Annotated in this window: 23 protein-coding genes; 17 read left to right on the plus strand and 6 right to left on the minus strand. The window is 40.5% G+C overall.

What is annotated here, in order from left to right:
* Positions 1 to 65: 65 nt before the first annotated feature.
* Positions 66 to 518 (minus strand): hypothetical protein, encoded by a 453-nt coding sequence (locus G6W42_RS01450; RefSeq protein WP_148807322.1) that lies wholly within the window; start codon positions 516 to 518, stop codon positions 66 to 68.
* Between the two features lie 174 nt (positions 519 to 692).
* Positions 693 to 1,649, minus strand: coding sequence for a transposase (locus G6W42_RS01455; protein ID WP_194172668.1), 957 nt, complete (start codon positions 1,647 to 1,649; stop codon positions 693 to 695).
* A 291-nt stretch (positions 1,650 to 1,940) separates the two neighbouring features.
* On the opposite strand from G6W42_RS01455, the gene murC reads away from it, so the two are divergent.
* The 6 genes from murC to dapE all read left to right on the plus strand — a co-directional run bounded on the left by murC (position 1,941) and on the right by dapE (position 9,199).
* Positions 1,941 to 3,248, plus strand: coding sequence for a UDP-N-acetylmuramate--L-alanine ligase (gene murC, locus G6W42_RS01460; RefSeq protein WP_107714132.1), 1,308 nt, complete (start codon positions 1,941 to 1,943; stop codon positions 3,246 to 3,248).
* Complete coding sequence (locus tag G6W42_RS01465) at positions 3,248 to 3,565, plus strand: hypothetical protein (RefSeq protein WP_194172669.1); 318 nt, start codon at positions 3,248 to 3,250, stop codon at positions 3,563 to 3,565. Before murC ends, G6W42_RS01465 begins: the two co-directional genes overlap by 1 nt.
* Complete coding sequence (locus G6W42_RS01470; RefSeq protein WP_194172670.1) at positions 3,559 to 3,903, plus strand: hypothetical protein; 345 nt, start codon at positions 3,559 to 3,561, stop codon at positions 3,901 to 3,903. Before G6W42_RS01465 ends, G6W42_RS01470 begins: the two co-directional genes overlap by 7 nt.
* Positions 3,900 to 6,101, plus strand: coding sequence for an endonuclease MutS2 (locus tag G6W42_RS01475; protein ID WP_194172671.1), 2,202 nt, complete (start codon positions 3,900 to 3,902; stop codon positions 6,099 to 6,101). Before G6W42_RS01470 ends, G6W42_RS01475 begins: the two co-directional genes overlap by 4 nt.
* Before the next feature lie 96 nt (positions 6,102 to 6,197).
* The gene (locus G6W42_RS01480) at positions 6,198 to 8,108 is read left to right on the plus strand and encodes an EAL domain-containing protein (RefSeq protein ID WP_194172672.1); all 1,911 of its coding nucleotides are present in this window, start codon (positions 6,198 to 6,200) and stop codon (positions 8,106 to 8,108) included.
* Positions 8,108 to 9,199, plus strand: a complete 1,092-nt coding sequence (dapE, locus tag G6W42_RS01485) for a succinyl-diaminopimelate desuccinylase (protein WP_194172673.1) — start codon at positions 8,108 to 8,110, stop codon at positions 9,197 to 9,199. The genes G6W42_RS01480 and dapE overlap by 1 nt, the downstream gene beginning before the upstream one ends.
* 84 nt (positions 9,200 to 9,283) lie before the next feature.
* Here the strand turns inward: dapE and G6W42_RS01490 are convergent, their stop codons facing one another.
* Positions 9,284 to 9,496 carry a hypothetical protein gene (locus G6W42_RS01490; protein WP_194172674.1) on the minus strand — a complete coding sequence of 71 codons (213 nt, stop codon included), beginning with the start codon at positions 9,494 to 9,496 and terminating at the stop codon, positions 9,284 to 9,286.
* A 137-nt stretch (positions 9,497 to 9,633) separates the two neighbouring features.
* Here G6W42_RS01490 and G6W42_RS10425 point away from each other — a divergent pair, with 137 nt between their 5' ends.
* Positions 9,634 to 9,897 (plus strand): hypothetical protein, encoded by a 264-nt coding sequence (locus G6W42_RS10425; protein ID WP_242042532.1) that lies wholly within the window; start codon positions 9,634 to 9,636, stop codon positions 9,895 to 9,897.
* A 206-nt stretch (positions 9,898 to 10,103) separates the two neighbouring features.
* On the opposite strand, the gene G6W42_RS01500 is transcribed toward G6W42_RS10425, so the two are convergent.
* The gene (locus G6W42_RS01500) at positions 10,104 to 10,934 is read right to left on the minus strand and encodes a peptidylprolyl isomerase (RefSeq protein ID WP_021087484.1); all 831 of its coding nucleotides are present in this window, start codon (positions 10,932 to 10,934) and stop codon (positions 10,104 to 10,106) included.
* A gap of 70 nt (positions 10,935 to 11,004) precedes the next feature.
* On the opposite strand from G6W42_RS01500, the gene gltX reads away from it, so the two are divergent.
* The 6 genes from gltX to G6W42_RS01530 all read left to right on the plus strand — a co-directional run bounded on the left by gltX (position 11,005) and on the right by G6W42_RS01530 (position 15,815).
* Positions 11,005 to 12,384 carry a glutamate--tRNA ligase gene (gene gltX / locus G6W42_RS01505; protein WP_012140345.1) on the plus strand — a complete coding sequence of 460 codons (1,380 nt, stop codon included), beginning with the start codon at positions 11,005 to 11,007 and terminating at the stop codon, positions 12,382 to 12,384.
* The gene (locus G6W42_RS01510) at positions 12,381 to 13,634 is read left to right on the plus strand and encodes a malic enzyme-like NAD(P)-binding protein (protein ID WP_004317644.1); all 1,254 of its coding nucleotides are present in this window, start codon (positions 12,381 to 12,383) and stop codon (positions 13,632 to 13,634) included. The genes gltX and G6W42_RS01510 overlap by 4 nt, the downstream gene beginning before the upstream one ends.
* Before the next feature lie 89 nt (positions 13,635 to 13,723).
* Positions 13,724 to 14,350 (plus strand): uracil phosphoribosyltransferase, encoded by a 627-nt coding sequence (upp, locus tag G6W42_RS01515; RefSeq protein ID WP_194172675.1) that lies wholly within the window; start codon positions 13,724 to 13,726, stop codon positions 14,348 to 14,350.
* A 9-nt stretch (positions 14,351 to 14,359) separates the two neighbouring features.
* On the plus strand, positions 14,360 to 14,866 hold the full coding sequence (locus tag G6W42_RS01520) for a ribonuclease domain-containing protein (RefSeq protein WP_194172676.1): 507 nt from the start codon (positions 14,360 to 14,362) through the stop codon (positions 14,864 to 14,866).
* Positions 14,863 to 15,135 carry a barstar family protein gene (locus G6W42_RS01525; RefSeq protein ID WP_194172677.1) on the plus strand — a complete coding sequence of 91 codons (273 nt, stop codon included), beginning with the start codon at positions 14,863 to 14,865 and terminating at the stop codon, positions 15,133 to 15,135. Before G6W42_RS01520 ends, G6W42_RS01525 begins: the two co-directional genes overlap by 4 nt.
* A complete protein-coding gene (locus G6W42_RS01530) occupies positions 15,132 to 15,815 on the plus strand; it encodes an MqnA/MqnD/SBP family protein (protein ID WP_194172678.1) in 684 nt (227 codons plus the stop codon). Before G6W42_RS01525 ends, G6W42_RS01530 begins: the two co-directional genes overlap by 4 nt.
* Before the next feature lie 204 nt (positions 15,816 to 16,019).
* Here G6W42_RS01530 and cooS read toward each other — a convergent pair whose 3' ends face one another.
* Positions 16,020 to 18,059, minus strand: coding sequence for an anaerobic carbon-monoxide dehydrogenase catalytic subunit (cooS, locus tag G6W42_RS01535; protein ID WP_194172679.1), 2,040 nt, complete (start codon positions 18,057 to 18,059; stop codon positions 16,020 to 16,022).
* A 153-nt stretch (positions 18,060 to 18,212) separates the two neighbouring features.
* On the opposite strand from cooS, the gene G6W42_RS01540 reads away from it, so the two are divergent.
* The 4 genes from G6W42_RS01540 to G6W42_RS01555 all read left to right on the plus strand — a co-directional run bounded on the left by G6W42_RS01540 (position 18,213) and on the right by G6W42_RS01555 (position 22,632).
* On the plus strand, positions 18,213 to 19,130 hold the full coding sequence (locus G6W42_RS01540) for an ABC transporter substrate-binding protein (protein ID WP_194172680.1): 918 nt from the start codon (positions 18,213 to 18,215) through the stop codon (positions 19,128 to 19,130).
* Positions 19,127 to 19,852, plus strand: coding sequence for an ABC transporter permease (locus G6W42_RS01545; RefSeq protein ID WP_194172681.1), 726 nt, complete (start codon positions 19,127 to 19,129; stop codon positions 19,850 to 19,852). The genes G6W42_RS01540 and G6W42_RS01545 overlap by 4 nt, the downstream gene beginning before the upstream one ends.
* A complete protein-coding gene (locus G6W42_RS01550) occupies positions 19,849 to 20,592 on the plus strand; it encodes an ABC transporter ATP-binding protein (RefSeq protein ID WP_012140336.1) in 744 nt (247 codons plus the stop codon). The genes G6W42_RS01545 and G6W42_RS01550 overlap by 4 nt, the downstream gene beginning before the upstream one ends.
* Before the next feature lie 204 nt (positions 20,593 to 20,796).
* Positions 20,797 to 22,632: an aryl-sulfate sulfotransferase gene (locus tag G6W42_RS01555; RefSeq protein WP_194172682.1), complete on the plus strand. Its 1,836-nt coding sequence runs from the start codon at positions 20,797 to 20,799 to the stop codon at positions 22,630 to 22,632.
* A 57-nt stretch (positions 22,633 to 22,689) separates the two neighbouring features.
* Here the strand turns inward: G6W42_RS01555 and G6W42_RS01560 are convergent, their stop codons facing one another.
* Positions 22,690 to 23,007: a hypothetical protein gene (locus tag G6W42_RS01560; protein WP_194172683.1), complete on the minus strand. Its 318-nt coding sequence runs from the start codon at positions 23,005 to 23,007 to the stop codon at positions 22,690 to 22,692.
* Between the last annotated feature and the right edge of the window lie 16 nt (positions 23,008 to 23,023).

Consider the following 23,023-nt stretch of genomic DNA (forward strand, 5'->3'; position numbering starts at 1 on the left):
TTTAGCTTGTCCCGCCTAACCTTGCTGATAGTCTAGGCGTGGGGCTAAGTTCTAGCCCCTATTTTTCAAGCATTTGAGCCGTTTTTTATACTCTCCATTTTTAGCATTGCCGTGACAAAGCTATCAATGGCAGGGACAAATTTATTAAAAACAACAACGGGGGTTGAGTTATAAGCATCCTTGTAAAGTCTATATTCAATCTTGCCACTAGCAATATATACTTCATCTTCTTTTAAGTCTAAATATTGCTCTTGCGTTATTCTCGTCGTATGCTCGCCACCGCTGTTAAGCGCAACGAAAGTGACAACATAGCTATCATCCCACTTCTCAAACTCGCCAAACTCATTTACAACTGGATTATTGTCCTTGTCAAATTTTTGTTTGCCTTCAATCTTCTTAACTTTTAGAACCTTTATCTTTTGTTCGAAATAATCAGCGTTTTGATTAAGCGACTGGTAAATTTCGCGATAAAGTGTTTCGTTTGTGCTATCCATTAATGGAGCTGTGCTTTTTGCCATTGTTTATCCTTTTTGAAAAAATTTGATTTTTAAGTAAATATCTATTGCCAATAATCTGCGAAAGATAAGCCTTGCTAATCTTTAAATGATCGCAAAGATCAGCCCTTGTTAAAGTTGTTTTAGTTGATAAAATTTCAAGGACTGAAAGAATAAGCTTGTAATGTATCTTTCGCACTAAATAGCCTTTATCTCAGCATGAAATGGAAACAAGCTTTTTAAATAGCGAACTATCGCGCACATAACAGCAACAATAGCAACCATTTTCTTTTTACCATTAGCGATTAAACGATCATAACGTGCTTTAAATTTCTCATTAAAACGAACGGCGCACAAAGCGGACATAAATAAAATACGTCTTATGTTGGAGCTACCCATTTTATTTATCTTTTGGCTTTTATACACGCTTGATCCACTTTGAAAAATTCTAGGGCTAAGACCGAGAAAACTAATGAACTGCTTTTCAGACTTATCACGATTAAAATGCAGTTGTGGGAATAAATTTAAAGCTAGATCGATGCCAAAGCCTTTATTACTTTTAATAATTTCTTCGGTTTCAGGAATAGTTTTTTTAACAAGATCGAAAGCCAACTTTTGAAGCATAGATTGAAGCTTTGCGATCTCTTTTATAAGATTTTCTATAACGTCATCAATAACGCTATTATTTACATTTTTTTGAGATTGTTTAAAATTTTTAAGTTGAGTGTTAAGCTTTTGAAGTAAATTTAAAGTCGAATTGTAACTTTTAATTTGTAAATATTCGGCGTTATATTTATCAGGCAGGATTTCGCTTTTAAAGGTCCTAGCATAAACAGCCAAACCATAACTATCACTTACATCAGTTTTTATAGTGCTAAGATGCTTTAAAAACAAAGAAGTCTTATATGGATTTGTAACGTTATATCTAATATTTAAATCAGATAGAGCCTTTTGAAGTGCTAAATGATAATTTGAAGTTGCTTCAAAAACAACTAAAATTTCATCATTTTTAAAACTATTAAAATAAACTTTAATAAGTTCATAATTGTTAGGCAGGGTTTCAAACTTAGCTTTTTCACTTGCGATAGAAGTTAAAAAACAAACGTCGATTTTATCTTTAGAAACATCAACACCGCAAAAAAACGCTTTTTTCATTTTGATACTCCGAAATAAAATTTAGGTTATGTTTCTTTCTTGTATTCAGTGTTAAACACTAAGATTTTTAACCGAAACATTAACCATAAGCCCAAAATCTAAGGCACAGCGTAAAACCGCTTAATTTAGTAGCAGGGACTTATGGAAAATTTTATAAAATCAAAAGAGAAAAAGACGAAACGAGATGTATAAATTCTCTTTGATTTTATGGAAGTATCATACAAAATTTAGTAGTTTTTGTTAAAATCACGAAAAACTTAAGGATAAAATTTGCAAGAGCTAAACAATGAGATCAGAAAAGTCCATTTCATAGGCATCGGCGGCATCGGCATCTCAGCCATCGCTAGGTTTTTACACGAAAAAGGCCACAAGATAAGCGGCAGCGACATCAAAGAGAGTAAGACGACGCTGGAGCTTCAAAATGAAGGCATCGAGGTCATCACGCCACACTGCAAAGAGGCGATAAAAGACCAAGACTTCGTGGTCTATTCAGCTGCGATAAAAGAGGATAATATCGAGCTAGTGGAGGCCAGAAATAAGGGCATAAAGTGCTTTTCAAGAAAAGAAATTTTGCCTTATGTGCTTGAAGATAAGTGCGTTTTCGCAGTTGCTGGCGCGCACGGCAAAAGCACGACTTCAGCGATGCTAGCAAGCCTTATTGAGGGCTCAGTGATCATCGGCGCCATATCAAAGCAGTTTGGCTCAAATATGCGCTACGCCAAAAGCGACAACGTCGTATTTGAGGCTGATGAGAGCGATTCTAGCTTTCTAAACTCAAACCCATATCTAGCCATCGTCACCAACGCAGAGCCAGAACATATGGAGCACTACGACTACGATCTAGCTAAATTTTACGCAGCCTACAAGGGCTTTTTGGAGCGCGCGAAAGTTAGGGTGATAAACGCTGAGGACGAGTTTTTAAGCACTCTTAAGCTTGATGCGATCAGACTTTATCCAAGCACCGATATCACCGAGCTAACGATGGTTGTAAGAGACTATCAGCCATACACTAGCTTTAACCTTAAAAATTTAGGCAAATTTGAAGCCTTTGGCATGGGCGAGCACATCGCTATAGACGCATCTTTGGCAATTCTAGCTGCGATGCACGAGACGCCGCTTAAAGACATAAGAGAAAATTTATTAAATTTTAAAGGTATCAAAAAGCGTTTTGACATCCTTAGTGCAAACAAAAATTTCGTCCTAATAGACGACTACGCGCACCATCCAACCGAGATAAAAGCGACGCTAAAATCAGTCTTTGAATACGCCAAAATTTTAGGTATAAAGAGCGTCACAGCGATATTTCAGCCACACCGCTACACAAGACTTAGCACAAATTTACCTGGCTTTAAAGAGTGCTTTAAAGGCGTTGATGAGCTTGTTATCTTGCCAGTTTATGCAGCCGGAGAAAATCCGATCGAAGTTGATATGAAGAGCGAATTTAGCGAGTATAACCCGATCTTTACCGATAAGGTCGAGAGGGTTGAAGAGGGGATAGAATTTACAGATGAATTTGGCGTGAAAAACCGCCTAAGTGACGGCATCGTAGTTGGCTTTGGAGCGGGCGATATCAGCGTGCAGCTAAGAGGCGGATATTAATGGATCTAAGTAGTTTCAAGCCTCAAGATGAAAATGAAATTTTAAAAGAGATAAAAGAAAAAGAGCTAAGCGAGGATAAAATTTCTAGCCTTATAAATTTAGGCAAAAAAGATATTTTGATCGCGCTTGCAAGGTCACAAAAGCTAAATAGCGCTCAGATAAAAGATATGCTGCCAAATGCCCCATATCTAGCCGTTTGCCTGCTAGTTGAAAAGCAAGACATTAGCGAAGTGAAAGCAGAAATTTTAGAAAAGATCAAGCCTCATCCTGAGCTTTACAAGGAGCTCATCGCAAAATATAAAGGCGTAAAATGGTAAGAAATTTGATAATAATCGCCGGCGTGATACTGCTTTTTGGAGCGATCTGGGCGATAAAAGATGAAAAGATCAGCAAAAGCATAAAAGCACTCGTTAGCGCGGTGCTTGTAGTGATCCTTGTTTGCGTCTATTTTTACGAGGAGAATTTATCAAAAAACGAGGACGCCATCTCAAAGCTAGTGACCGACTTTAAGCAGGGTAAAACACTAAAATGTGGCGAATACAACGTGAGCGCTGAGAAATTTAACTACGAATTTGGCACGGCGTCATTTTTGCCAAAACGAGAATTTAGTGATCTTGCAGGTCTCATCGTACCTATAAAAAGTTGCGAGCAATGAACGATATATTTGCAAAGCTCGATCTGGGCGAGTATCTGGATAAATTTAACTCCTTTTTAGCAAGGCAAAAACCGCTATTTTTACAAGGCGACAGCAAAATTCACTTTGAAAACATCAGCGAGCTTTCAAAGTATGATTTTAAGGCACCTGACGAGATAAAAGAGCTTGATGACGCGCTTATGAGACTTAGTAAGCAAGCGGTGCTTCACATCAGTGAAATTTACGAGTTTGCAAAGATCATTAAGTATTTTTCATATCTAAAAAAGCAAAAATTTGAAGGCAGGCTTGGCGAGTGGATCGCAAAGGTCGAAATCCCTGAAGCGATGAGCCAGATGGCAAACAGCTTTGATGAAAACGGCGAGTTTAGCGACAGCGTGGATGAGAGATTTTACGCGATAAAGCAGGCTTTTAGCGAGAAAAAGCGCCAGATCGACGCCGAGCTTAAAAAGCTCATCTACTCAAAGCATATCACGCCATATCTAGTCGATACCCAGACGCACTACATCAACTCACAAGAGGCACTTTTGGTGCGTGGCGGCTTTAATCACGCCCTAAAAGGCACCGTGATCGCTAGAAGCTCGGGCGGCTACTTCTACGTCGCACCTGCAAGCACTGAGCGCCTAAAAAAGGAGCAAAGCGAGCTACTTGATAGAAAAGAGGAGATCATTTTTGAGCACTGCAAGAAATTTAGCCTGCAGATGAGCAAGAGCCTGCTTTTTTTGAAATTTATAAATAACGCTTTTGATCAGTTTGACGCCTATCAAGCGCGCGTAAATTTGGCTAGGTCACGTGACTATGAGTTTGTTTTGCCAAACAGCTCGCACGTCATAAAGCTTGAGAAATTTGCCCACCCAGCGCTTAAAAATCCAAAGAGCGTGAGTGTGGATTTTAGTAAAAAGGTGCTTCTCATCACCGGCGTAAATGCTGGCGGTAAGTCGATGCTTTTAAAATCAATCATCTCAGCCACGCTGCTTGCAAAGTATCTGCTGCCTATGCGTATCGACGCAAACCGCTCAAGCATCGGCTCTTTTAAAGAATTTGACGCGATCATAGAAGATCCGCAAAGTGTGAAAAACGACATCTCGACCTTTGCTGGCAGGATGGTGCATTTTGCAAGGCTTTTTACTAAAAAATCGATCATCATCGGTATCGACGAGATCGAGCTTGGCACCGACTTTGAGGAGGCTGCGAGCTTGTATGGCGTCATGATAGAGCGCCTCATCACTCAAGATATCAAAATGATCATCACGACCCACCACAAGCGCCTTGCGATGTTGCTAGCTAAAAATCCAGAGGTTGAGCTAGTGGCGGCACTTTACGACGAGGCGGCCCAAAGGCCTAAATTTGAGTTTTTAAAAGGTACGATCGGCAAGTCTTACGCCTTTGAAACGGCGGCAAGATACGGCATATCTCAAAATTTAGTGGCACAGGCAAAGAAAATTTATGGCGAAGATAAAGAGAATTTAAACGAGATCATCACAAAGACGCTAAATTTACAAACAAAGCTTGACGAGGGGATAAAAGAGGTCACGGCAAAAGAGGAGCGGCTAGAGCGCTTGCTTGAGGAGCAAAAAGAGCTAAAAGAGAAAAATGAGATCAAGCTAAATGCGACTATTTCGCGCCTTGAAAAAGAGTATTTTGACGCGATAAATGCGGCAAAAGCTGTTATAAATTTCAAAGATATAAAAGACAAGCAAAGGGCGCTAAACGTGGCAAATGAGAAAAAAGCTGCCATCGTTAAGCCTAAAAAAACTGAGCGCGAGAGCCTAAAAGTAGGCGATAGAGTGAAGTATGAAAATATAAAAGGCACGGTTTTAAGCATCTCTAAAAATGACGCTATGATCGAGTCAAATGGTATAAATTTACGTGTGCCACTCGAGCTTTTAAGAAAAAATGGCAACGAAGTAGTCTTGCCTAAAAAAGGTGGCGTAAGTTTAAGTGTAGATAAGCCAAAAACGGCCTCGCTCTCGCTTGATCTGCACGGTATGAGAGCTGACGAGGCGATAGCAAAGCTTGATAAATTTATCTCAGATAGTCTTGTTATGGGATTTGACGAGGTTAGCGTATTTCACGGCATCGGTACTGGCAAGCTAGCCTTTGCAGTCAAAAATTTCTTAAAAGAGCATCCAAGCGTGAAAGAATTTCACGATGCACCGGCAAATCAAGGCGGATACGGTGCAAAGATCGTTAAGCTTTGAGCTAAATTTTTAATTAAAAAATGAAAGAAATTTTTTATTTAGCTTGGATATAATCCAGTAGAAAAATTTAAATTTAAGAAAGGAAGTTTAAACTTTATGCCAGGTGACGAATCGCAAAAAAAGCACTTTAGTACGGTAAAAATAGTCGCTTTGGTCGTGGTTTTGCTTTTTGCATTTTTCTTAACTGAAAATTTAATCGTCTATTCGTATAAATACAACAACGCACTCTCTACAAACAACTTTGGCCTCAAAAAAAAGACCGAGTATCTAACATCTCAATATGTAAATTATCTTAAAAATATAAGTAAATTTAACATTATAGATTTTCAAAATTATATAACCGATAACGCTTTTGGCGATGTCTTTTTACTAAAAGAAAATGGTAAAAATGGCTTTAAGATAGAGGCATCGTCAGACAAAAGCCTCGTAAATAAAGACTACGAAGACAAGAGCTGTGGCGACATCTACTCGCATGATTTTCAAAAGAATTATTTTTGGGCTGAAATTTTGCCAGAAAATAGCGCCAAAGTATGTATGTTTGTTGCCGTGAACGACTATATTTTGGGCTTTAAAGCGCATATAGATCAAAGGATAACTGGCACTAGCGACCAATTTTATTTTCAGTGGCTGATGAAAAACATGACTCTTACTTTGATCTTAAGCTCGATCGGTCTATTTTTAGGGCTTGCGGTCTGTCTTTGGTTTGTATTTAAGTATCTAAACATCAAATTTGACTATCTAAAAGTAAAAGAAGAGAGCACTATTAAGATCGCTGAACTAAAAGAGAGGCTATACATCGATCCGATGACTGGACTTTTTAACAAGGCAGCACTCATAAAAGATGTGAGCGAGTATAAATATCCAAAAGTGATACTTATGGATATCGATGATTTTGGCAAGATGAACGACTACTACGGCAAATACGTGTGTGACCAGATACTAAAACAGATGGCAAATCTCATCAAAGAATTTGCCAAAAATGAGAATATGAAGGCTTATTGTATCGAGGCGGACAGGTTTGCTTTGGTCGAAGATAATAACGACTTTATCGACAGATACGAGGAGCTAGCTGAAAATTTACTAGATATCTTTAAAGGCAGGATGCTTAGCATAAAAGATGAAAATGGCGTAGAGGTCGATGATATAGAAATTCACAACACCATAGGCTTTGCGCTTGATAGTGACCAGACTTTAAGAAAGGCAACCATCGCGCTAAAATCAGCTAAAACGCTTGATAAAGACTATGTTTGCTACTTTAAAGGGCTAAGTCAAAAGGATGAATACGCAAATCAGATCGAGCGCTCAAAACTGATCCAAAATGCGACTATAAACGACAACATCGTGCCGTATTTTCAGCCGATATTTGACGAGAAAAAGATCCCTATAAAATATGAATGCTTGATAAGAATTTTAGACCGCGACGATGTCATCTCACCAAGCGTATTTTTGGATATCTCAAAGCGTATCAAGCGTTACGCAGACCTTGAAAAACAACTCATTAAAAAGTGCTTTGAGCACCTCACTGAAGATCCAAATTTGGTTCTTTCTATAAATTTAAGCAGCCGAGATATGATAGATGGCGACGTTAGCGCACTTGTTTTAAATTTGCTAAACAAGCACAATGTCGCTGGCAGGATAGTTTTTGAGATAGTTGAAGACGAGGAGCTAAAGAGCGCTGAGCGCGTCTCAGTCTTTGTTGAGCGTGCAAAGAGCATGGGTGCTATGATAGCGATCGACGACTTTGGCTCTGGCTACTCAAATTTCTCTTACATCATAAAGATCAAGCCAGACTACGTGAAGATCGACGGCTCTATCATCAAAGATATCGATATCAATAAAGACTCATACGCCATCGCAAGCGCGATCGTGGCATTTGCAAAGGATCTTGGCATAAAAACGATCGCAGAGTATGTTCATTCTAAAGAAATCTTTAACGTCTGTAAGGAGATAGGCATCGACGAATTCCAGGGATTTTACTTGGGAATTCCTTCTAAAAAGGCGTTTTAGTGGTAGTTAGCTTTTTAAAAGAGCTTTTAAGCTTTCGCTCTATCACGCCAGATGATGCAGGCAGCTTGGAGTTTATCGCTAAATTTTTGCCTGATTTTGAGGCTAAATTTATAGAAAAAAACGGCACAAAAAATATCATACTTTCTAAAATTTATGGAGACGGGGAGCATCTAGCCTTTGCAGGACACGTCGATGTCGTGCCTCCAGGAGATGGCTGGGAGAGCGAGCCATTTACCCCGCTAGAAAAAGATGGCTACATCTACGCAAGGGGCGCGCAGGATATGAAAAGTGGCGTGGCCGCCTTTGTTTGTGCTGCTAAAGATGTAAAATTTGATGGCAAGCTAAGTCTTATCTTAACAAGTGACGAAGAGGGCGATGGCACTTATGGCACGCCTTTGGCACTTGAATATCTGCGTGAGATAGGGGATCTGCCCAAATTTTGCGTCGTGGCTGAGCCAACTTGTGATAAGAAATTTGGCGATAGCATAAAAGTCGGCAGACGTGGCTCGATAAATGGTAAGATCGTGATAAAGGGCGTTCAAGGTCACGTGGCATACCCAGAAAAATGCGTAAATCCAGTAAATTTGATAGCTCCACTTTTAAGTAAGATAGCTGATCACGATATGGACGGAGGGAGCGAGTTTTTTAGCCCAAGCAAGATCGTGGTGACGGACATTCGTGGTGGCATGCAGGTTTGCAACGTCACGCCAAGCGAGCTTAGCATAATGTTTAACGTTAGAAACTCAAATTTAACCGATGTAAATGACGTTGAGAGATATCTTAGAAGCGTTTTAGATGGGCTTAGCTACGAGCTTAGCATAAAGCAAAGCTCGAAGAGATTTTTAACGAACAAAGATAGCAAGATCGTAAGAAATTTAATGGCATCTGTCACAAAGATCACCGGTGCTGCGCCACTTTTAAACACAAAGGGTGGCACGAGCGATGCAAGGCACTTTGCTGAATTTGGCGTAGATGCGATAGAATTTGGCGTCATAAACGACCGCATACACGCCAAAAACGAAAGAGTTAGCGTTGATGAAGTAAATAAACTTTATGAAGTTTTTAAAGACCTGATAGAAAATTTTCATTAATCTCTTTTATCATCAAATAGTTAAATTTAAACATCATCGCTGGTGTTGTTGGCTTATTTGCTGGCGTCTTTGTGGGACGAGCTTTTAAGAAAAATAGCTACATTTTGCCTGAGAGCAAAACTGCTTCACTATATAGACCACGCTTATTACCGCAACCACCGCTAAAATGGTGATCGTTATTATTAGAAGCGTCTGTTTGTCAGGATTTAAGCCTAGAAAGTAGCCAACTCCAAGCAAAACAGCACACCAAACCCCAGCACTAAGCGGGATATGTAGGCAAAATCTAAAAATATTCATCCTGGCAAGTCCAGCTGGCATGCTGATGTACTACGAATTTCAGGGATAAGGCGTGAGTTATACCTGCAAATTTGCCGTATTTTAGATGATCCCACGCCCAAAAAAGTAGCAAATACACTGCAAAGGCGATAGGGCTTTTGCCACCGATCATCGCTATTTTGCTTTTACTAGCACTTATCTTTGGTCTAAAACTTGGCGAAAATAGCGCATTTATGCAAAGAAGTAAATTTTGCTCAGTGGGAGCTATCAGCAAAATTTTTGAGCGTGACTTTTCGATGTTTTATGGCATAGTCTCTATCGTCCTTTTTGCAAGCATCACAAATTTAGTGCTAAATCAATACAAATTTGGCTTTGAGGCTCGGCTCTTTTTGTTTTGGGCATGGGCGCAGGTGCTGCTATAAGTCATAACTTTGCGCTTGCAAGCTCAGGAGCTGGCATCACACCTTTTACTCCGTGTGCCGTAGTGCTTGGCTTTATTTGTGCTATCTATGTTGAATTTTTCACTAAAAAAGCTTAATTAAATTTGGCTGCTTTTGCAGGTTTTTGCTTATAAATTTTAAATTTAAATTTTAGAGAAATTTAGCCACCAAAGTGGCTAAATTTGAAGTTATCTTAGGATTTGAATTTTTGCTTTTGCGCGGAGTTTTTCGAAGTAATCACTCATTAATTTTTCTTGCTCACCTTGGTAAAGCTCGTTTATAACGTTATCTTTTACATCAGCAAAGCTTGGTGTGTATGAGCCGATCTTCTCTTTTACTAAAAACATATCAAAGCTGTCAGGTCCTTGCAAAGGCTGTGTGTAGTCGCCGTTATTTGTGCTTGAGATGATCGCAGCAAGTCTTGGATCTATACTTTGATAGTCCAAACTAACCTCTTGCGTTTGCACGCCGTCTAGTAGCTTCGGACTTGTCTTTTGAGCTTCAAGTAGATTGGGGTCTTTTGCTCTATAAACTACGACTCTAGCGGTGCTAAAAACCTTAAATTTATCAGGATTAGCGTCAAAATATGCCTTTGCTTTTTGCTCGTTTATATTCTTGCCAGCCTCAGCAGCTATGCTTTTATAAAGTTTTTCTTGAAGCATCTTGTGCTCTAGGTTGTTTTTAAAGTCCAAAAAGTCCATGCCTTGAGCTTGGATAGAGCTTCTAAACTGAGAATTTGTCATGCCATTTTGCTTTGCGATCGCCTCGATCCTATCATTTAGCTCAAAAGGTGTCACGCTTAAATTTAAGTTTTTTATCTGAGCATCTTCAAGCCTATCTCTGATAAGTAAATTTAAAGCGTCCTGCTCTGTTGTCTTTAGCTGTTCCTTCAAGCTATAAACCTCGTAAAGCGTGATAGGCTCGTTCTCCACGATAGCTGCGATGCCGTTTATCATCTGAGCTGAATATAAATTTAAGGCACTTAACACGCCAGCAGCCAAAAAGAGCAATTTTTTCATAATGAAACCTTTATTTAAGTATTTAGTAAATATAATTTTGGGCAATTATAACATAAAAATAAGGCACAAAATGATAGTTACTAGATTTGCTCCGTCGCCTACTGGATACCTACATATAGGCGGACTTAGGACAGCTCTTTATAATTATTTATACGCAAGAGCTAACAATGGAAAATTTCTGCTCCGCATCGAAGATACTGACTTAAAACGAAACTCAGAAGAAGCCACGCAAGCCATAAAAGAGGCATTTGCTTGGTGCAAGCTAGATCACGACGGCGAAGTGACCTATCAGTCAAAGAGGTTTGATCTTTACAAAGAGTACGTTAAAAAGCTGCTTGATGAGGGCAAAGCCTACAAATGCTACATGAGCAAAGAGGAGCTTGAGGAGCTTAGAGCTAGCCAAGAGGCAAGAAAAGAGCGCCCAAAATATGATAATAGATATAGAGATTTTACTGGCACGCCTCCAGCTGGCATCGAGCCAGTCATCCGTATAAAAGCCCCACTTAGCGGCGAGATCGTCATACATGACGGCATAAAGGGCGAGGTTAAATTTAAGGTTGAAGATATCTTAGATGACTTCATCATCGCAAGAAGCGACGGCACACCGACATATAACTTCACAGTCGTGATAGATGATGCGCTAATGGGCGTAACAGACGTTATTCGCGGCGATGACCACCTATCAAATACCCCAAAACAGATCGTTCTTTACGAGGCACTTGGCTTTAAGGTGCCAAAATTTTATCACGTCGCTATGATAAACGGCGAGGACGGCAAAAAGCTTAGCAAAAGACATGGCGCAACTGACGTTATGGAGTATAAAAAGATGGGCTACTTGCCTGAAGCGCTCTTAAATTTTCTCGTTCGTCTTGGCTGGAGCCACGGCGATGATGAGATTTTTACTATCGAGGATATGCTTAAATACTTCAATCCAAACGATATCAACAAAAGTTCAAGCACCTATAACGCTCAAAAGCTTGACTGGTTAAATTCTCACTATATAAAAACTTTGCCTTACGAAAGGCTAGCGCACGATATGCTTGAATTTGGCGTGGATTTTAAGGCTTTGGTAAAGGGCGAGCTACTGCTAAATTCGCTCCGTGAGAGATCAAAGACACTAATTGAAATGGCAAATAGCGCAAATGCTATCATCAACGCTCCAAAAAGCTACGACGAGAAAGCATGGGCTAAATTTATAAATGAAAATAGCAAAGAAATTTTGGCGAAATTTGCTCAAATTTTAGACCGTGACCTTGATGCTAAAGGCTATGAGGAGCTAACTAATAAATTCTTAGAGCAAAATGGCTTAAAACTAAAAGACCTAGCTCAGGCCCTAAGGATAGCGCTAACTGGCTCAAGCGTGAGCCCAAGTATATTCGAAGTGCTTGAAGTAGTAGGTAGCAACGAGATCAAAAACAGAATACAAAATTTATTAAAGGAAGAGAAATGACACATGTAACTAAAGAAGAGGCACTAAACTACCACATCGGCGGTAAGATCGAGATCAGGGTAAAGACACCTTGCGAGACTTCAAGAGACCTTTCAATGGCCTATACACCAGGCGTTGCTGAGCCATGCCGTGAGATAAATGCAGACACTGAACTAGCTTATAAATATACAAATAAGGCAAATTTAGTAGCTGTCATCACCGATGGCACGGCTGTTCTTGGACTTGGCGACATCGGCGCTATTGCTGGTAAGCCAGTTATGGAGGGCAAGGCGGTGCTATTTAAGAAATTTGCAAACGTTGATGCCTTTGACATCGAGCTAGACGAGCATGATCCTGATAAGATCGTTGAGATTTGCAAGGCTCTAGCTCCGACATTTGGTGGTATAAATTTAGAAGATATCCGTGCTCCAAAATGCTTTGAGATCGAGCGAAAGCTTCAAGAAGCAGTCGATATCCCTGTAATGCACGACGATCAGCACGGCACAGCGATGATAACAAGCGCTGGCATTATAAATGCGATGGAAATTTCTGGCAAAGATATATCTAAGATAAAGATCGTAGTTAGCGGCGCAGGTGCAGCCGGCATCGCTTGCGCAAAGATGTATAAAGCACTTGGCGCAAAACACATCGTGATGATAGATAGCAAAGGCGTTATCCACTCAAAAAGAACAGACCTAACTCCAGAGAAGGTTGAATTTGCGCTTGAGACCGAGGATAGGACTTTGGCTGATGCGATGAAAGGCGCTGATATGTTTTTAGGTCTTTCTAAGCCTGGCGTTGTGACAAAAGAGATGGTTGCGTCGATGAACAAAGAGCCTATCATCTTCGCTTTGGCAAACCCAGTGCCTGAAATCTTCCCAGAGGACGTCGTAGCTGTAAGAGATGACGTTATGATGGGTACAGGCAGAAGCGACTATCCTAACCAAGTAAATAACGTTTTGGGCTTTCCATTTATCTTTAGAGGAGCGCTTGATGTTAGGGCTAAAAAGATCACTGAAAATATGAAAATGGCTGCAGCTAAAGCACTTGCACAGCTTGCAAAAGAGCCAGTGCCAGCTGAAGTTTTAAAAGCAAGTGGCGTTAGCGAGCTAAAATTTGGCAAAGAGTACATCATCCCAAAACCATTTGACAAGCGCGTGCTAACGGCGGTCGCTCCAGCAGTTGCAAAAGCTGCAGTTGAAGATGGCGTAGCGAGAGTAAAAGATTTTGATGTTGAGGCTTACAAAGCCAAACTTGCAAAAGGTTTTTAATCAAATTTAGCCCAAATTTGGGCTAAATTCTTCTCTTGGCATTTTGTAAAAGACAAACCTTGTAAAAACAGTAAATTTAAGGACAAAAAATGCAAAACGTGAAGCTCATCTCACACCCATTGATCGAGCATAAATTAACAATCTTACGTGATAAAAACACCCAGCCTTTTCAGTTTCGTATGCTAGTTGATGAGATCAGCTACCTTATGATCTTTGAAGCGACTAGAAATTTAAAGGTAAAAGATGTCAAAGTCCAAACCCCAGTTGCGCTGGCAGACGCAAAAAGGCTCACTACAAAGGTGATGATATGCCCTATCTTAAGGGCTGCTCTTGGCATGCTTGATAGCGTCTTTACCATCATACCAGATGCGAGTGTGGGTTTTTTGGGCTTTCAGCGAAACGAAGAGACAGCGCAGGCTGAGTTTTTCTACGCAAAGCTTCCAAAAGACGCAAAAGAGCGCATGGCTATCATCATCGACCCTATGTTTGCGACTGGCGGCACGGCGATAGACGCGGTTAAATTCCTACGTGAAAAGGGCATTAAAGAGATCAAATTTATCTCTATCATTGCCGCACCTGAGGGGCTAAAGAGATTTAGCGAAATTTACCCAGACGTCGAGGTCTATACGGCTTCTATCGATGAGAAACTAAATGAGAAAAACTACATTGTTCCAGGTCTTGGTGACGCTGGCGATAGAGTTTTTAACACTCTTTAAGGGCTAAATTTGAACAAAAGACTTTTGCCAGCTCTAGTCGCCTTTGTCATTGCTATCATCATCGGTACCTTCTTTTTTTCAAAAGATGGTGGCGAGGCAAATAAAAACGCTCAAATTTTACTTGAGCAGCTTAATAAAGAGGGGCAAAAGAGCCAGAGTCTTGCAGAAAATGGCTCATACACCTCAAAAGATGAGGTCGCACTTTATATCTATAAATTTAACAAGCTACCAAAGAATTTCATAACCAAAAAAGAGGCACTTGAACTTGGCTGGGACGCAAAAAGCGGAAATTTATGGCAGATAAGCGGCGGCAAAAGCATCGGCGGGGATAGATTTTCAAACCGAGAAAAGAGGCTGCCTGAGGCTGATGGTAGAAAGTGGTTTGAGTGCGATGTAAATTATAATGGCGGCAGACGCGGCGCTGAGAGAATTTTATATTCAAATGACGGACTTATCTACTACACGCCTGATCACTACGAGCATTTTTACCTGCTTTATGAGAAGAGGATGCAATGAAAATCGTGATCTTAGATGCTAAAAAAATGCTCGAAAAAGAGAAGATGCATGAGTATTTTGCAAAGAAATTTGACCTGCCAGAGTACTACGGCAAAAATTTAGACGCGCTCTTTGACTGTCTTTGCGAGATAAATGAGCCAACGCTTATAAAGCTAAAAAATGAAAATGCTTTGGATAGTGCCACAAAAGAGAGCTTAACTCAGCTATTTCGCGACGTTTGCAACGAAAATGAGCTGGTTAAATTTGAGCTTGTAAAAGATAAAAGATGATATTTGGAAAGATTGATTATCTAAATTTACTCCCATTTCACGTATTTTTAAAATCAGCCCCACTAAACTCTCAGATAAAAAAGGCGATCGAGTTTAAAAAGGGCGTGCCAAGTAAGCTAAATAGAGCCCTAAATGCCAGAAAGATCGACGCTGCGGTGATCTCAAGCATAGCTAGCAAAAAGGCAAATTTAAAGAAGCTAAATTTTGGCATAGTCGCCAAAAAAGATGTCAAAAGCGTGCTTGTGCGCAAAAACTCCGCTATGAAATTTGACCCAGCTTCAGCTAGCTCAAACGCACTAGCAAATATACTTCATCTAAAAGGCGAGGTGATCATAGGTGACCGTGCGCTAAGGGCATATTTAAGCGATGGCAAAGAGTACTTTTACGACCTTGGTCAAATTTGGCACGAAAAGACAAATTTACCCTTTGTTTTTGGTAGATTTTCTTACGTAAAAAATGGCTCGTTTTACAAAAGACTGGTCGCAAAATTTTTGCAAAAAAATGTAAAAATCCCAAACTATATCTTGGCTAGCTACGCCAAAAGTCGCGGCATAAGTGAGCAAGATATCAAGTGGTATCTTAAATTTATAAGCTACAAAATAGGCCCAAAAGAGCAAAAATCACTCCGCAAATTTTTTAAAGAGTATAGGTTTTTAAGAGAGGCAGTATCGCAAAACTAGATGAATTTAGAGTTTTATATAAATGTTTAAAGTTGTGATGCAAAAAATCCCTCTAAGATTAGGACTTTGCTTTATTTTTAACAAAATCACAAAAACATTTTAGAGGTAAAATTTCATCATATTTATGACCTAATTTTAATAAGATCTGCTCCGCCAAAGTGGCTTTTTGGAGCAGACTAAAGTGCTAGAGCGTGTAAATTTATCTTACACTCCCCAGCCAAGTTTTTCTCGTTTTGTCTTCATATCAGCTACGATATTTTCAGCAAGTGCGACAGGATCAAGATTTACTACCATTTTTGAGCCAAGGATCGGCAATGTACCATTTGCCATAAATTCTTCAACATTTTTTGAGCCTTGAACTGGGGCAAAGACGCAGTGGTAAGATGAAATTCCAAGTAGTCTAAAGCCAAGTGCGGCATCTATGCCCTTTTCATTTGACCACTCAGGGCTTGAAAATGCGTATGGTAGGTCTTTGATGTTAGTGTCTAAGTTTTGACTAAGCGCATTAAACATTGCTGAAGCCCTAGCATTATCCAAGCACTCGCCCATGTGCCAGATCGGTGGGATCTTATAAGGGGCTAAAAATTCTCTCAAGCTATCGCCGCAGTATTCAAGCGCATTTGCATTGCAAAGTCCTGTTTTTAGTAGTGGAAATGAGGCACAGCCGTTTGTCATGATTAAGACATTGTTTTTTAGAAGTGTTCTAGCTACGTTTACGACAGCTTTTTCATAAACTACGCGTGGATTTGAGCAGCCGACTAAATTTACAAGTCCAAGTATCTTGCCCTCTTTTATCGCATCAGCGATAACCTGCGTTGAGCCAAAAATTTTATTTACATTTTCTAGTGAAAAGCCCATTTTAGCTTCGACTTCGTATTGCGGGATATGCACTGGTATGCCTTTTCTAGCTTCATGGCTCTCAAGCGCTCTATATAAAATTTTCTCTGCGATCTCGTGAATTTCACTCATATTTGAGTGATGATGATCAAAACCGATGTGCTCAGCTCCAGGAAGTCTTGCAGAGTCGCTTGTAGTGATAACTGTCGTTTTAAAGCACCTTGCTACCTCCATAACGGTAGGATAGACATCTTGCACGTCAGCTAGCCAAAGATCAAGCGCTCCTGTGCCAACGACAAGCTCTGCGCCAACTGCATTTGAAAGTGGTATAACGCCGTCATAGCGATACATAGCCGAAAGTCCGTTGCAGCAAACACCATAAAACTGAATACCTAAAGCGCCCTTCTCTTTAGCTAAATTTTGAAATTTCTCGCTCTTGCCAAGCTTAACGACGACACTTACTAAAAGTGGAGAGTGTCCGTGAAGCGCGATATTTACGTAGCCTTTTTTGATAGCGCCTAAATTTATCTTAGAGTCATTTAGCTTTGGCAGACCAAATAGACAATCCATCGCAATAGACGTGCCAAGCGTGCTTGACCAAGCATAAGCTAGACCTGTGCGGAAAAACTGCTTCATGACATTTCGCCAGTCGCCATCTGTGCCTGTGCTTGTTCTATGAAGGCTCTCTGTAACCTCGTGATAGACGCCTATTGGCAAGATATCAAGCTTTTTCCACACCTCTTGACGCTCTTTTGGAGCAAAGGTCTTTATAGCTTTATGCTCTTGGGGCAATGTGCGAGATAGATCTTCAAGCAAGATATCAGCGATCTGCGAGGCAAGCTCGTTTATGCTTTTGCTCTCATCAAGTCCAAAAGCCTTTGCAACTGCACGCACTTTCTCTTCGCCTTCTATTGGGATATTTAGCTTGCCAGTTGCTGCGTTTTTAAGAGCTAGCATATTTTCTCTGCCTCTTGCGCCGTGAGCTGCAGCACCGCCAGCTACGTGACGGAGTAAATTTCTAGCCACGATGACGTCTGCATCGGCACCGCACACGCCACGAGTAGCCTTTGACGTGATCTTACATGGCCCCATAAAGCAGATCTTACAGCAAATTCCAGCCATGCCAAAGGTGCATTGTGGCTTTTGCTTGTCAAATCTATCAAAAACAGTCTCGATCCCCATATCTTGCATTTTTAGGAGCATTTCGCTAACGGCTGGATCAGGTGTCTCTTCGATTACTTTTTGTTTATTTGGAAAGGTTTTTTTATAAAGTGAGATAGCATTTGAGTAGTCTGTAAATTCTGCCTCGTCTTTGTAGTCATAAAAGCCTTTTTCATTTGGCTTAGCCTCTTTATCAAGTCTGTATTTCTGGATCTTGATGCCTAAAATTTCGTCGTTTGTTTGCATTTTTGCTCCTTATGCAAGTAAATTTTATCTTTTGGATAAGTCTTGGATTATATCATCAAAAATTTTCACAGAGATTGATTTAGGATAAATTTAGTGTAAATTTTAGATTTGGTTACTATAATTACACACTTAAAATAAAATTCAGGAAAATTTATGACCAGGCGTTATGCTTTACAAATTTTAGGTTCTTTCTTGGCTCTTAGTAGCCAAAAAGCTCTAGCAAGCACTCCAAAGATCGGCGTAAAAATAGGCTTTGTGCCGATAAGCGATCATCTATGCATCATCGCTTCAAAGCTCTATAAAAGTGAAAATTTCATGATAGTGCCCATTAAATTTGCTAGCTGGGTTGATCTAGCTGAGGCGCTCAGGGCAGGGGCGATTGACGGGGCTTTTATGCTAGCTCCACTAGGTCTTATGCTAAGAGCAAATGGCGCAAAGATAAAGACAGTGCTATCAGCTCACAAAAATGGCTCAGCTCTTGTGGCTAGAAGCGACGTGACCGGTCTTAAGCAGCTTGCTGGCAAAAAGATCGCTGTGCCTTCAAAATTTAGCATGCACTATTTTTTACTTGATACGATCTTAAAGCGTGAAAATATGAGCGCAGATATCATCGAGATGGCGCCACCTGAGATGCCTTTTGCGCTTCTTAGTCATCAAATAGACGCTTACATCGTGGCTGAGCCATTTGGGCAAATGGCGGTAAATTTTAAAGGCAGGGCGAAAAATTTACTCTTTTCAAAAGATATAAAGCCAAACCACATCTGCTGCACGCTAAATTTTCAAGAAGAAATTCTCTCAAAGCCTTATTTTAACGAGCTTTTAGAAGCTTTTAAGCAAGCAGCAAGCTTTATCACAAAAGATCACGAAACAAGCGCACTTTTAGGCAATGAGATCTTAAGCCAAAATGCAAATTTATTAAAGTTAGTGCTTGATAAAGAGATCGTAAGCTACGATGATCTAAGCCTAAAAGCAGAAGAGCTAGAGGAGCTAAAAGAATTTTTAATCAGCAAAAATTTAGGCAATCAAAAACTAGCAAATTTAGAGATAAACTCATACTTGGAGCAAAGATGAAATACTTTTTTCAAATTCTCGTTTTAGCCCTAGCTTTGCTTATCTGGCAAGCTTTTAGTGGAGACTTGGTACCAAGCGTAAAAGAGGTGGTAGGTGCATTTTTCGAGCTTGCAAAAAGCGGCAAACTGCTTCTTGGCGTCACTGACTCACTCATTAGATACGTCATAGGACTTGCCATTGGCTCGCTTGTTGCGGTTTTGGTTGGACTTATATTTGGACTTTTTCCAAAATTTGCAAATGCATTTGAACCGCTTATCGGACTTTTGCGTCCTATTTCGCCGATTGCGTGGATACCTTTGATAGTCCTTGCCTTTGGTATCGGCGATAAACCGACCATTTTCATCATCGCTTATGCGATATTTTTCCCTATGCTGCTTCTTACTATAAGTGCCGTAAAAAGCGTGCCAAATGAGCTCGTTTTAGCGGCTCGTGGCTTTGGAGCTAGCAAAATGCAAATAATCACTGGCGTCATCATGCCAGCAAGTCTTTTTAGCATCATCTCAGGGCTAAAGCTAGCAGCGAGCCTTGCTTGGATAAATTTAGTAGTTGGTGAGATGGTTGGAGCTCAAAGCGGGCTAGGATATCTCATAATAGACGCTAGAAACCAGCTTAGGATAGATAGCGTAATGGCGGTGATTTTTGTGATCGGCGTGATAGGCATCGTGATAAATTTCATCTTTTCGCTCATTGAAAGATACGCAGGAGAAAGGCTTGGACGATGATAAAGATAAAAAATTTAACCAAATCTTTTGGGGACGCCAAAATTTTAAAAGGGATAAATTTAGAGATAAAGCAGAATGAATTTTGCGTTTTGCTTGGCGGCAGTGGCTCTGGCAAGACGACACTTTTAAACATCCTAAGTGGCACGAGCGAGCTTAGTAGCGGTGAAATTTCAATGCAAAATAAAATTTATACAAAGAAAATTTCACTAGACAAATCGCGCCAGATCATCACTCAGACCTACTCGCTAATGCCATGGCTAAGCGCAAAAGACAACATCAAATTTGCCCTAAAATGCTCTGGCATAAAGGATAAATTTGAACAAGAAAAGAGAGCTAGCAAATTTCTGGAGCTTGTTAGCCTTTCTCACAAGGCCGAGCTCTTCCCGCACTCGCTAAGTGGCGGTCAAAAGCAGCGTGTCGCCATCGCAAGGGCACTTAGCTTAAGCCCTGAGGTGCTCTTTTTAGACGAGCCATTTTCTGCGCTTGATCCAATAACAAGGACAAATTTACAAAAAAGCTTAAAGCAGATGTCAAAGACTCAAACCACTATCTTTGTCACGCATGATATCGATGAGGCGCTATTTTTGGCTGATAAGATCGTGATCTTACACGATGGTGTGATCATAAAAGAGATAATCAATCCAAATTTTGGCGTGCATGATCTAAAGTATTTTGAGCTAAAAGCTAAGATTTTTGATCTCATAAATGGCGAAGATAACGAGGTTGAATACGCTATTTAATAAATTTTAAATATATTTTTAAATTTTAAGCTAGTATTAACTTTAGCGTGAAATTTATGTTATAAAGATTTACTACAATTACACACAAAGCAAATCATTTTTGTTATTCCTTTTACTGATTGAAGCCTTGGTTTAGCCAAGGCTTTTTCTAAATTTTATAAGTTTTACGAGTAAGATTTATAAAATTTATCTAAAGGAGATGTTATGAGAAAGACTTTGAGTTGTGTTGCATTAGCCTCTGTGCTTTGTTCGAGCGCTTTTGCGATAGGCGGTCCAAGCGGGGCTAAACTTGACTACGCTATCACTGGAGCTATCGGCGAAGTAGTGGTAAATCCATACGACACAGCGCCTCTTACTGCAGTCATCAAAAATGGTGGCTATACACTAAGCAACGCTAAGGTCACTATCGTGCCAAAACAAGGTGGTCAAACTATAAGCTACAAAGTGGCTGACAAGCATCTTCGCACACATGGCGGCATCCCAGTTTTTGGTATGTACCCTGACTATCAAAACACCGTTGAGGTCGAGTACGACAAGAGCTACAAGGGCAAGACTGAGCATATAAAAGAGAGCTATAAAATTTATGCCCCAGCTATCTATCTAGAGAGCGCTGGCACGCCAAATCAAAAGGGCGCGCTATTTGACAAGATCGAGGTTACCAAGCCTGCGAGCGCTAAATTTGCAAACCGCCTCTACTATGTAAATAACTTTGTCAATAAAACAGGCAAGGGCACAAAAGTCGTTTGGAACAACCCAGCTGGCGGTGCGATCGAGTGGAACTACAGCCCAAATAACTTCATCCTTGATACAAAAGGCGAGGTTAGATGGTACCTTGAGCCAAGTAAAATTTACGACCTAAAACAGCCATTTCACGCTGGCGTTATGATGGGCTTTAAGCAAAATGACGACGGCGCTATGACTTGGGGATATGGCCAAAGATACGCAAAATACGACATCATGGGTAGAGAAATTTTCAACCGCGAGCTACCAGCTAGCTACAACGACTTCTCTCACTCAATGGACGTAGCACAAAACGGACACTACTTCTTGCGCGTAGCAAATGCCGACTATAAAAGGGCTGATGGCAAAAACGTAAGAACAGTGCGCGACGTCATTGTTGAGCTTGACCGCGACGGCAACGTAGTTGATGACTTTAGACTATATGAAATCCTAGATCCTTACCGCGACATCGTGCTAAAAACGCTCGATCAAGGCGCAGTTTGCTTAAACATAGACGCTAAAAAAGCAGGTCACACAGCAAGCTCTGATGAACTTCAGTCTATGGATACGCACGATCAGTGGGGCGACATAGTTGGCGCTGGTCCCGGACGTAACTGGGCGCACGTAAATAGCGTGGATTATGACCCAAGCGATGATAGTATCATCATCTCAAGCCGCCACCAAGACGCAGTTATAAAGATCGGCCGTGACAAACAAGTAAAATGGATCATGGGCGCTCACAAGGGCTGGAGCGATAAATTTAAAGATAAGCTTCTTCAGCCAGTTGATAGCAAAGGCAACAAGATCGTCTGCGAAGATGAGTACTCAAAATGCCCAGGATACGATAGCGACAAAGGTGGCTTTGACTGGCAATGGACGCAACATACGGCATTTAGGATAGATAGCAAGTCTAAAAAAGGCGAAATTTATCTAAGTGTCTTTGACAACGGCGACACAAGAGGCATGGAGCAACCAGCCATCGCTGGCATGAAGTACTCTCGTGCGGTCGTTTATAAGATCGATGAGAACAAAAAGACCATTGAGCAGATCTGGGAGTACGGCAAAGAGCGCGGTAAAGAGTGGTATAGCTCAGTTACAAGCCTTACGCAGTATCAAGATGACCTTGATAGTATTATGGTCTACTCAGCCGTTGCTGGCATGCAGTTTGACATCGCAAAAGGTCGCCCAGTAGGACTTCCTAGCCCACACATCGATGAGTTTGAGTGGGGCGCAAAAGAGCCTAGCATCGAGATAAAGATGACAAATGCAATGGGCTATCAGGCATTTCCATTTAGCTTGCAAAAAGCTTTTGAAAAGTAAATTTTATCCTCCTTTGCTTCGGCAAGGGAGGCTTTTAGTTTTGTTTGATTTTAAAATTTAGTTGGTATTTTGCTCTCTTAAAACAACCTTTGCATTTTTCTCTCTTTTACAAAACTCTAAAAAATTTAATCCATTTTTTGTATCGTCATTTAGTCCGATGCAGCCAAAACCTCTCTCATCATGTGGATAAAGCGCTAAATTTAGGCTTGGAAAGATAAAAAAGCACCACTCGTTTAAGGAGTATGTATAAAGCATGAGTAGTTTAGCTAGATCTTTGATCTCATTGAATTTTAAAGCATCTATCCTAAGGCAGATGGCAGGCAGCAAAATTTCACTATTTAAACCAAGATCAAAGTACTCATTTGGCTCTTGCAAGTTTAAATTTATCGTG

Origin of the sequence: Campylobacter concisus (assembly GCF_015230015.1) — a bacterium.
In the GTDB taxonomy this organism is placed as follows: domain Bacteria; phylum Campylobacterota; class Campylobacteria; order Campylobacterales; family Campylobacteraceae; genus Campylobacter_A; species Campylobacter_A concisus_AF.

What these genes read in the sequence shown, in the direction of transcription:
- G6W42_RS01450 (WP_148807322.1), bottom strand. Translation starts at nt 518, where the DNA reads ATGGCAAAAAGCACAGCTCCATTAATGGATAGCACAAACGAAACACTT.
- G6W42_RS01455 (WP_194172668.1), bottom strand. Translation starts at nt 1,649, where the DNA reads ATGAAAAAAGCGTTTTTTTGCGGTGTTGATGTTTCTAAAGATAAAATC.
- G6W42_RS01465 (WP_194172669.1), top strand. Translation starts at nt 3,248, where the DNA reads ATGGATCTAAGTAGTTTCAAGCCTCAAGATGAAAATGAAATTTTAAAA.
- G6W42_RS01470 (WP_194172670.1), top strand. Translation starts at nt 3,559, where the DNA reads ATGGTAAGAAATTTGATAATAATCGCCGGCGTGATACTGCTTTTTGGA.
- G6W42_RS01475 (WP_194172671.1), top strand. Translation starts at nt 3,900, where the DNA reads ATGAACGATATATTTGCAAAGCTCGATCTGGGCGAGTATCTGGATAAA.
- G6W42_RS01480 (WP_194172672.1), top strand. Translation starts at nt 6,198, where the DNA reads ATGCCAGGTGACGAATCGCAAAAAAAGCACTTTAGTACGGTAAAAATA.
- G6W42_RS01490 (WP_194172674.1), bottom strand. Translation starts at nt 9,496, where the DNA reads ATGAATATTTTTAGATTTTGCCTACATATCCCGCTTAGTGCTGGGGTT.
- G6W42_RS01500 (WP_021087484.1), bottom strand. Translation starts at nt 10,934, where the DNA reads ATGAAAAAATTGCTCTTTTTGGCTGCTGGCGTGTTAAGTGCCTTAAAT.
- gltX (WP_012140345.1), top strand. Translation starts at nt 11,005, where the DNA reads ATGATAGTTACTAGATTTGCTCCGTCGCCTACTGGATACCTACATATA.
- G6W42_RS01510 (WP_004317644.1), top strand. Translation starts at nt 12,381, where the DNA reads ATGACACATGTAACTAAAGAAGAGGCACTAAACTACCACATCGGCGGT.
- upp (WP_194172675.1), top strand. Translation starts at nt 13,724, where the DNA reads ATGCAAAACGTGAAGCTCATCTCACACCCATTGATCGAGCATAAATTA.
- G6W42_RS01525 (WP_194172677.1), top strand. Translation starts at nt 14,863, where the DNA reads ATGAAAATCGTGATCTTAGATGCTAAAAAAATGCTCGAAAAAGAGAAG.
- G6W42_RS01530 (WP_194172678.1), top strand. Translation starts at nt 15,132, where the DNA reads ATGATATTTGGAAAGATTGATTATCTAAATTTACTCCCATTTCACGTA.
- cooS (WP_194172679.1), bottom strand. Translation starts at nt 18,059, where the DNA reads ATGCAAACAAACGACGAAATTTTAGGCATCAAGATCCAGAAATACAGA.
- G6W42_RS01540 (WP_194172680.1), top strand. Translation starts at nt 18,213, where the DNA reads ATGACCAGGCGTTATGCTTTACAAATTTTAGGTTCTTTCTTGGCTCTT.
- G6W42_RS01545 (WP_194172681.1), top strand. Translation starts at nt 19,127, where the DNA reads ATGAAATACTTTTTTCAAATTCTCGTTTTAGCCCTAGCTTTGCTTATC.
- G6W42_RS01550 (WP_012140336.1), top strand. Translation starts at nt 19,849, where the DNA reads ATGATAAAGATAAAAAATTTAACCAAATCTTTTGGGGACGCCAAAATT.
- G6W42_RS01555 (WP_194172682.1), top strand. Translation starts at nt 20,797, where the DNA reads ATGAGAAAGACTTTGAGTTGTGTTGCATTAGCCTCTGTGCTTTGTTCG.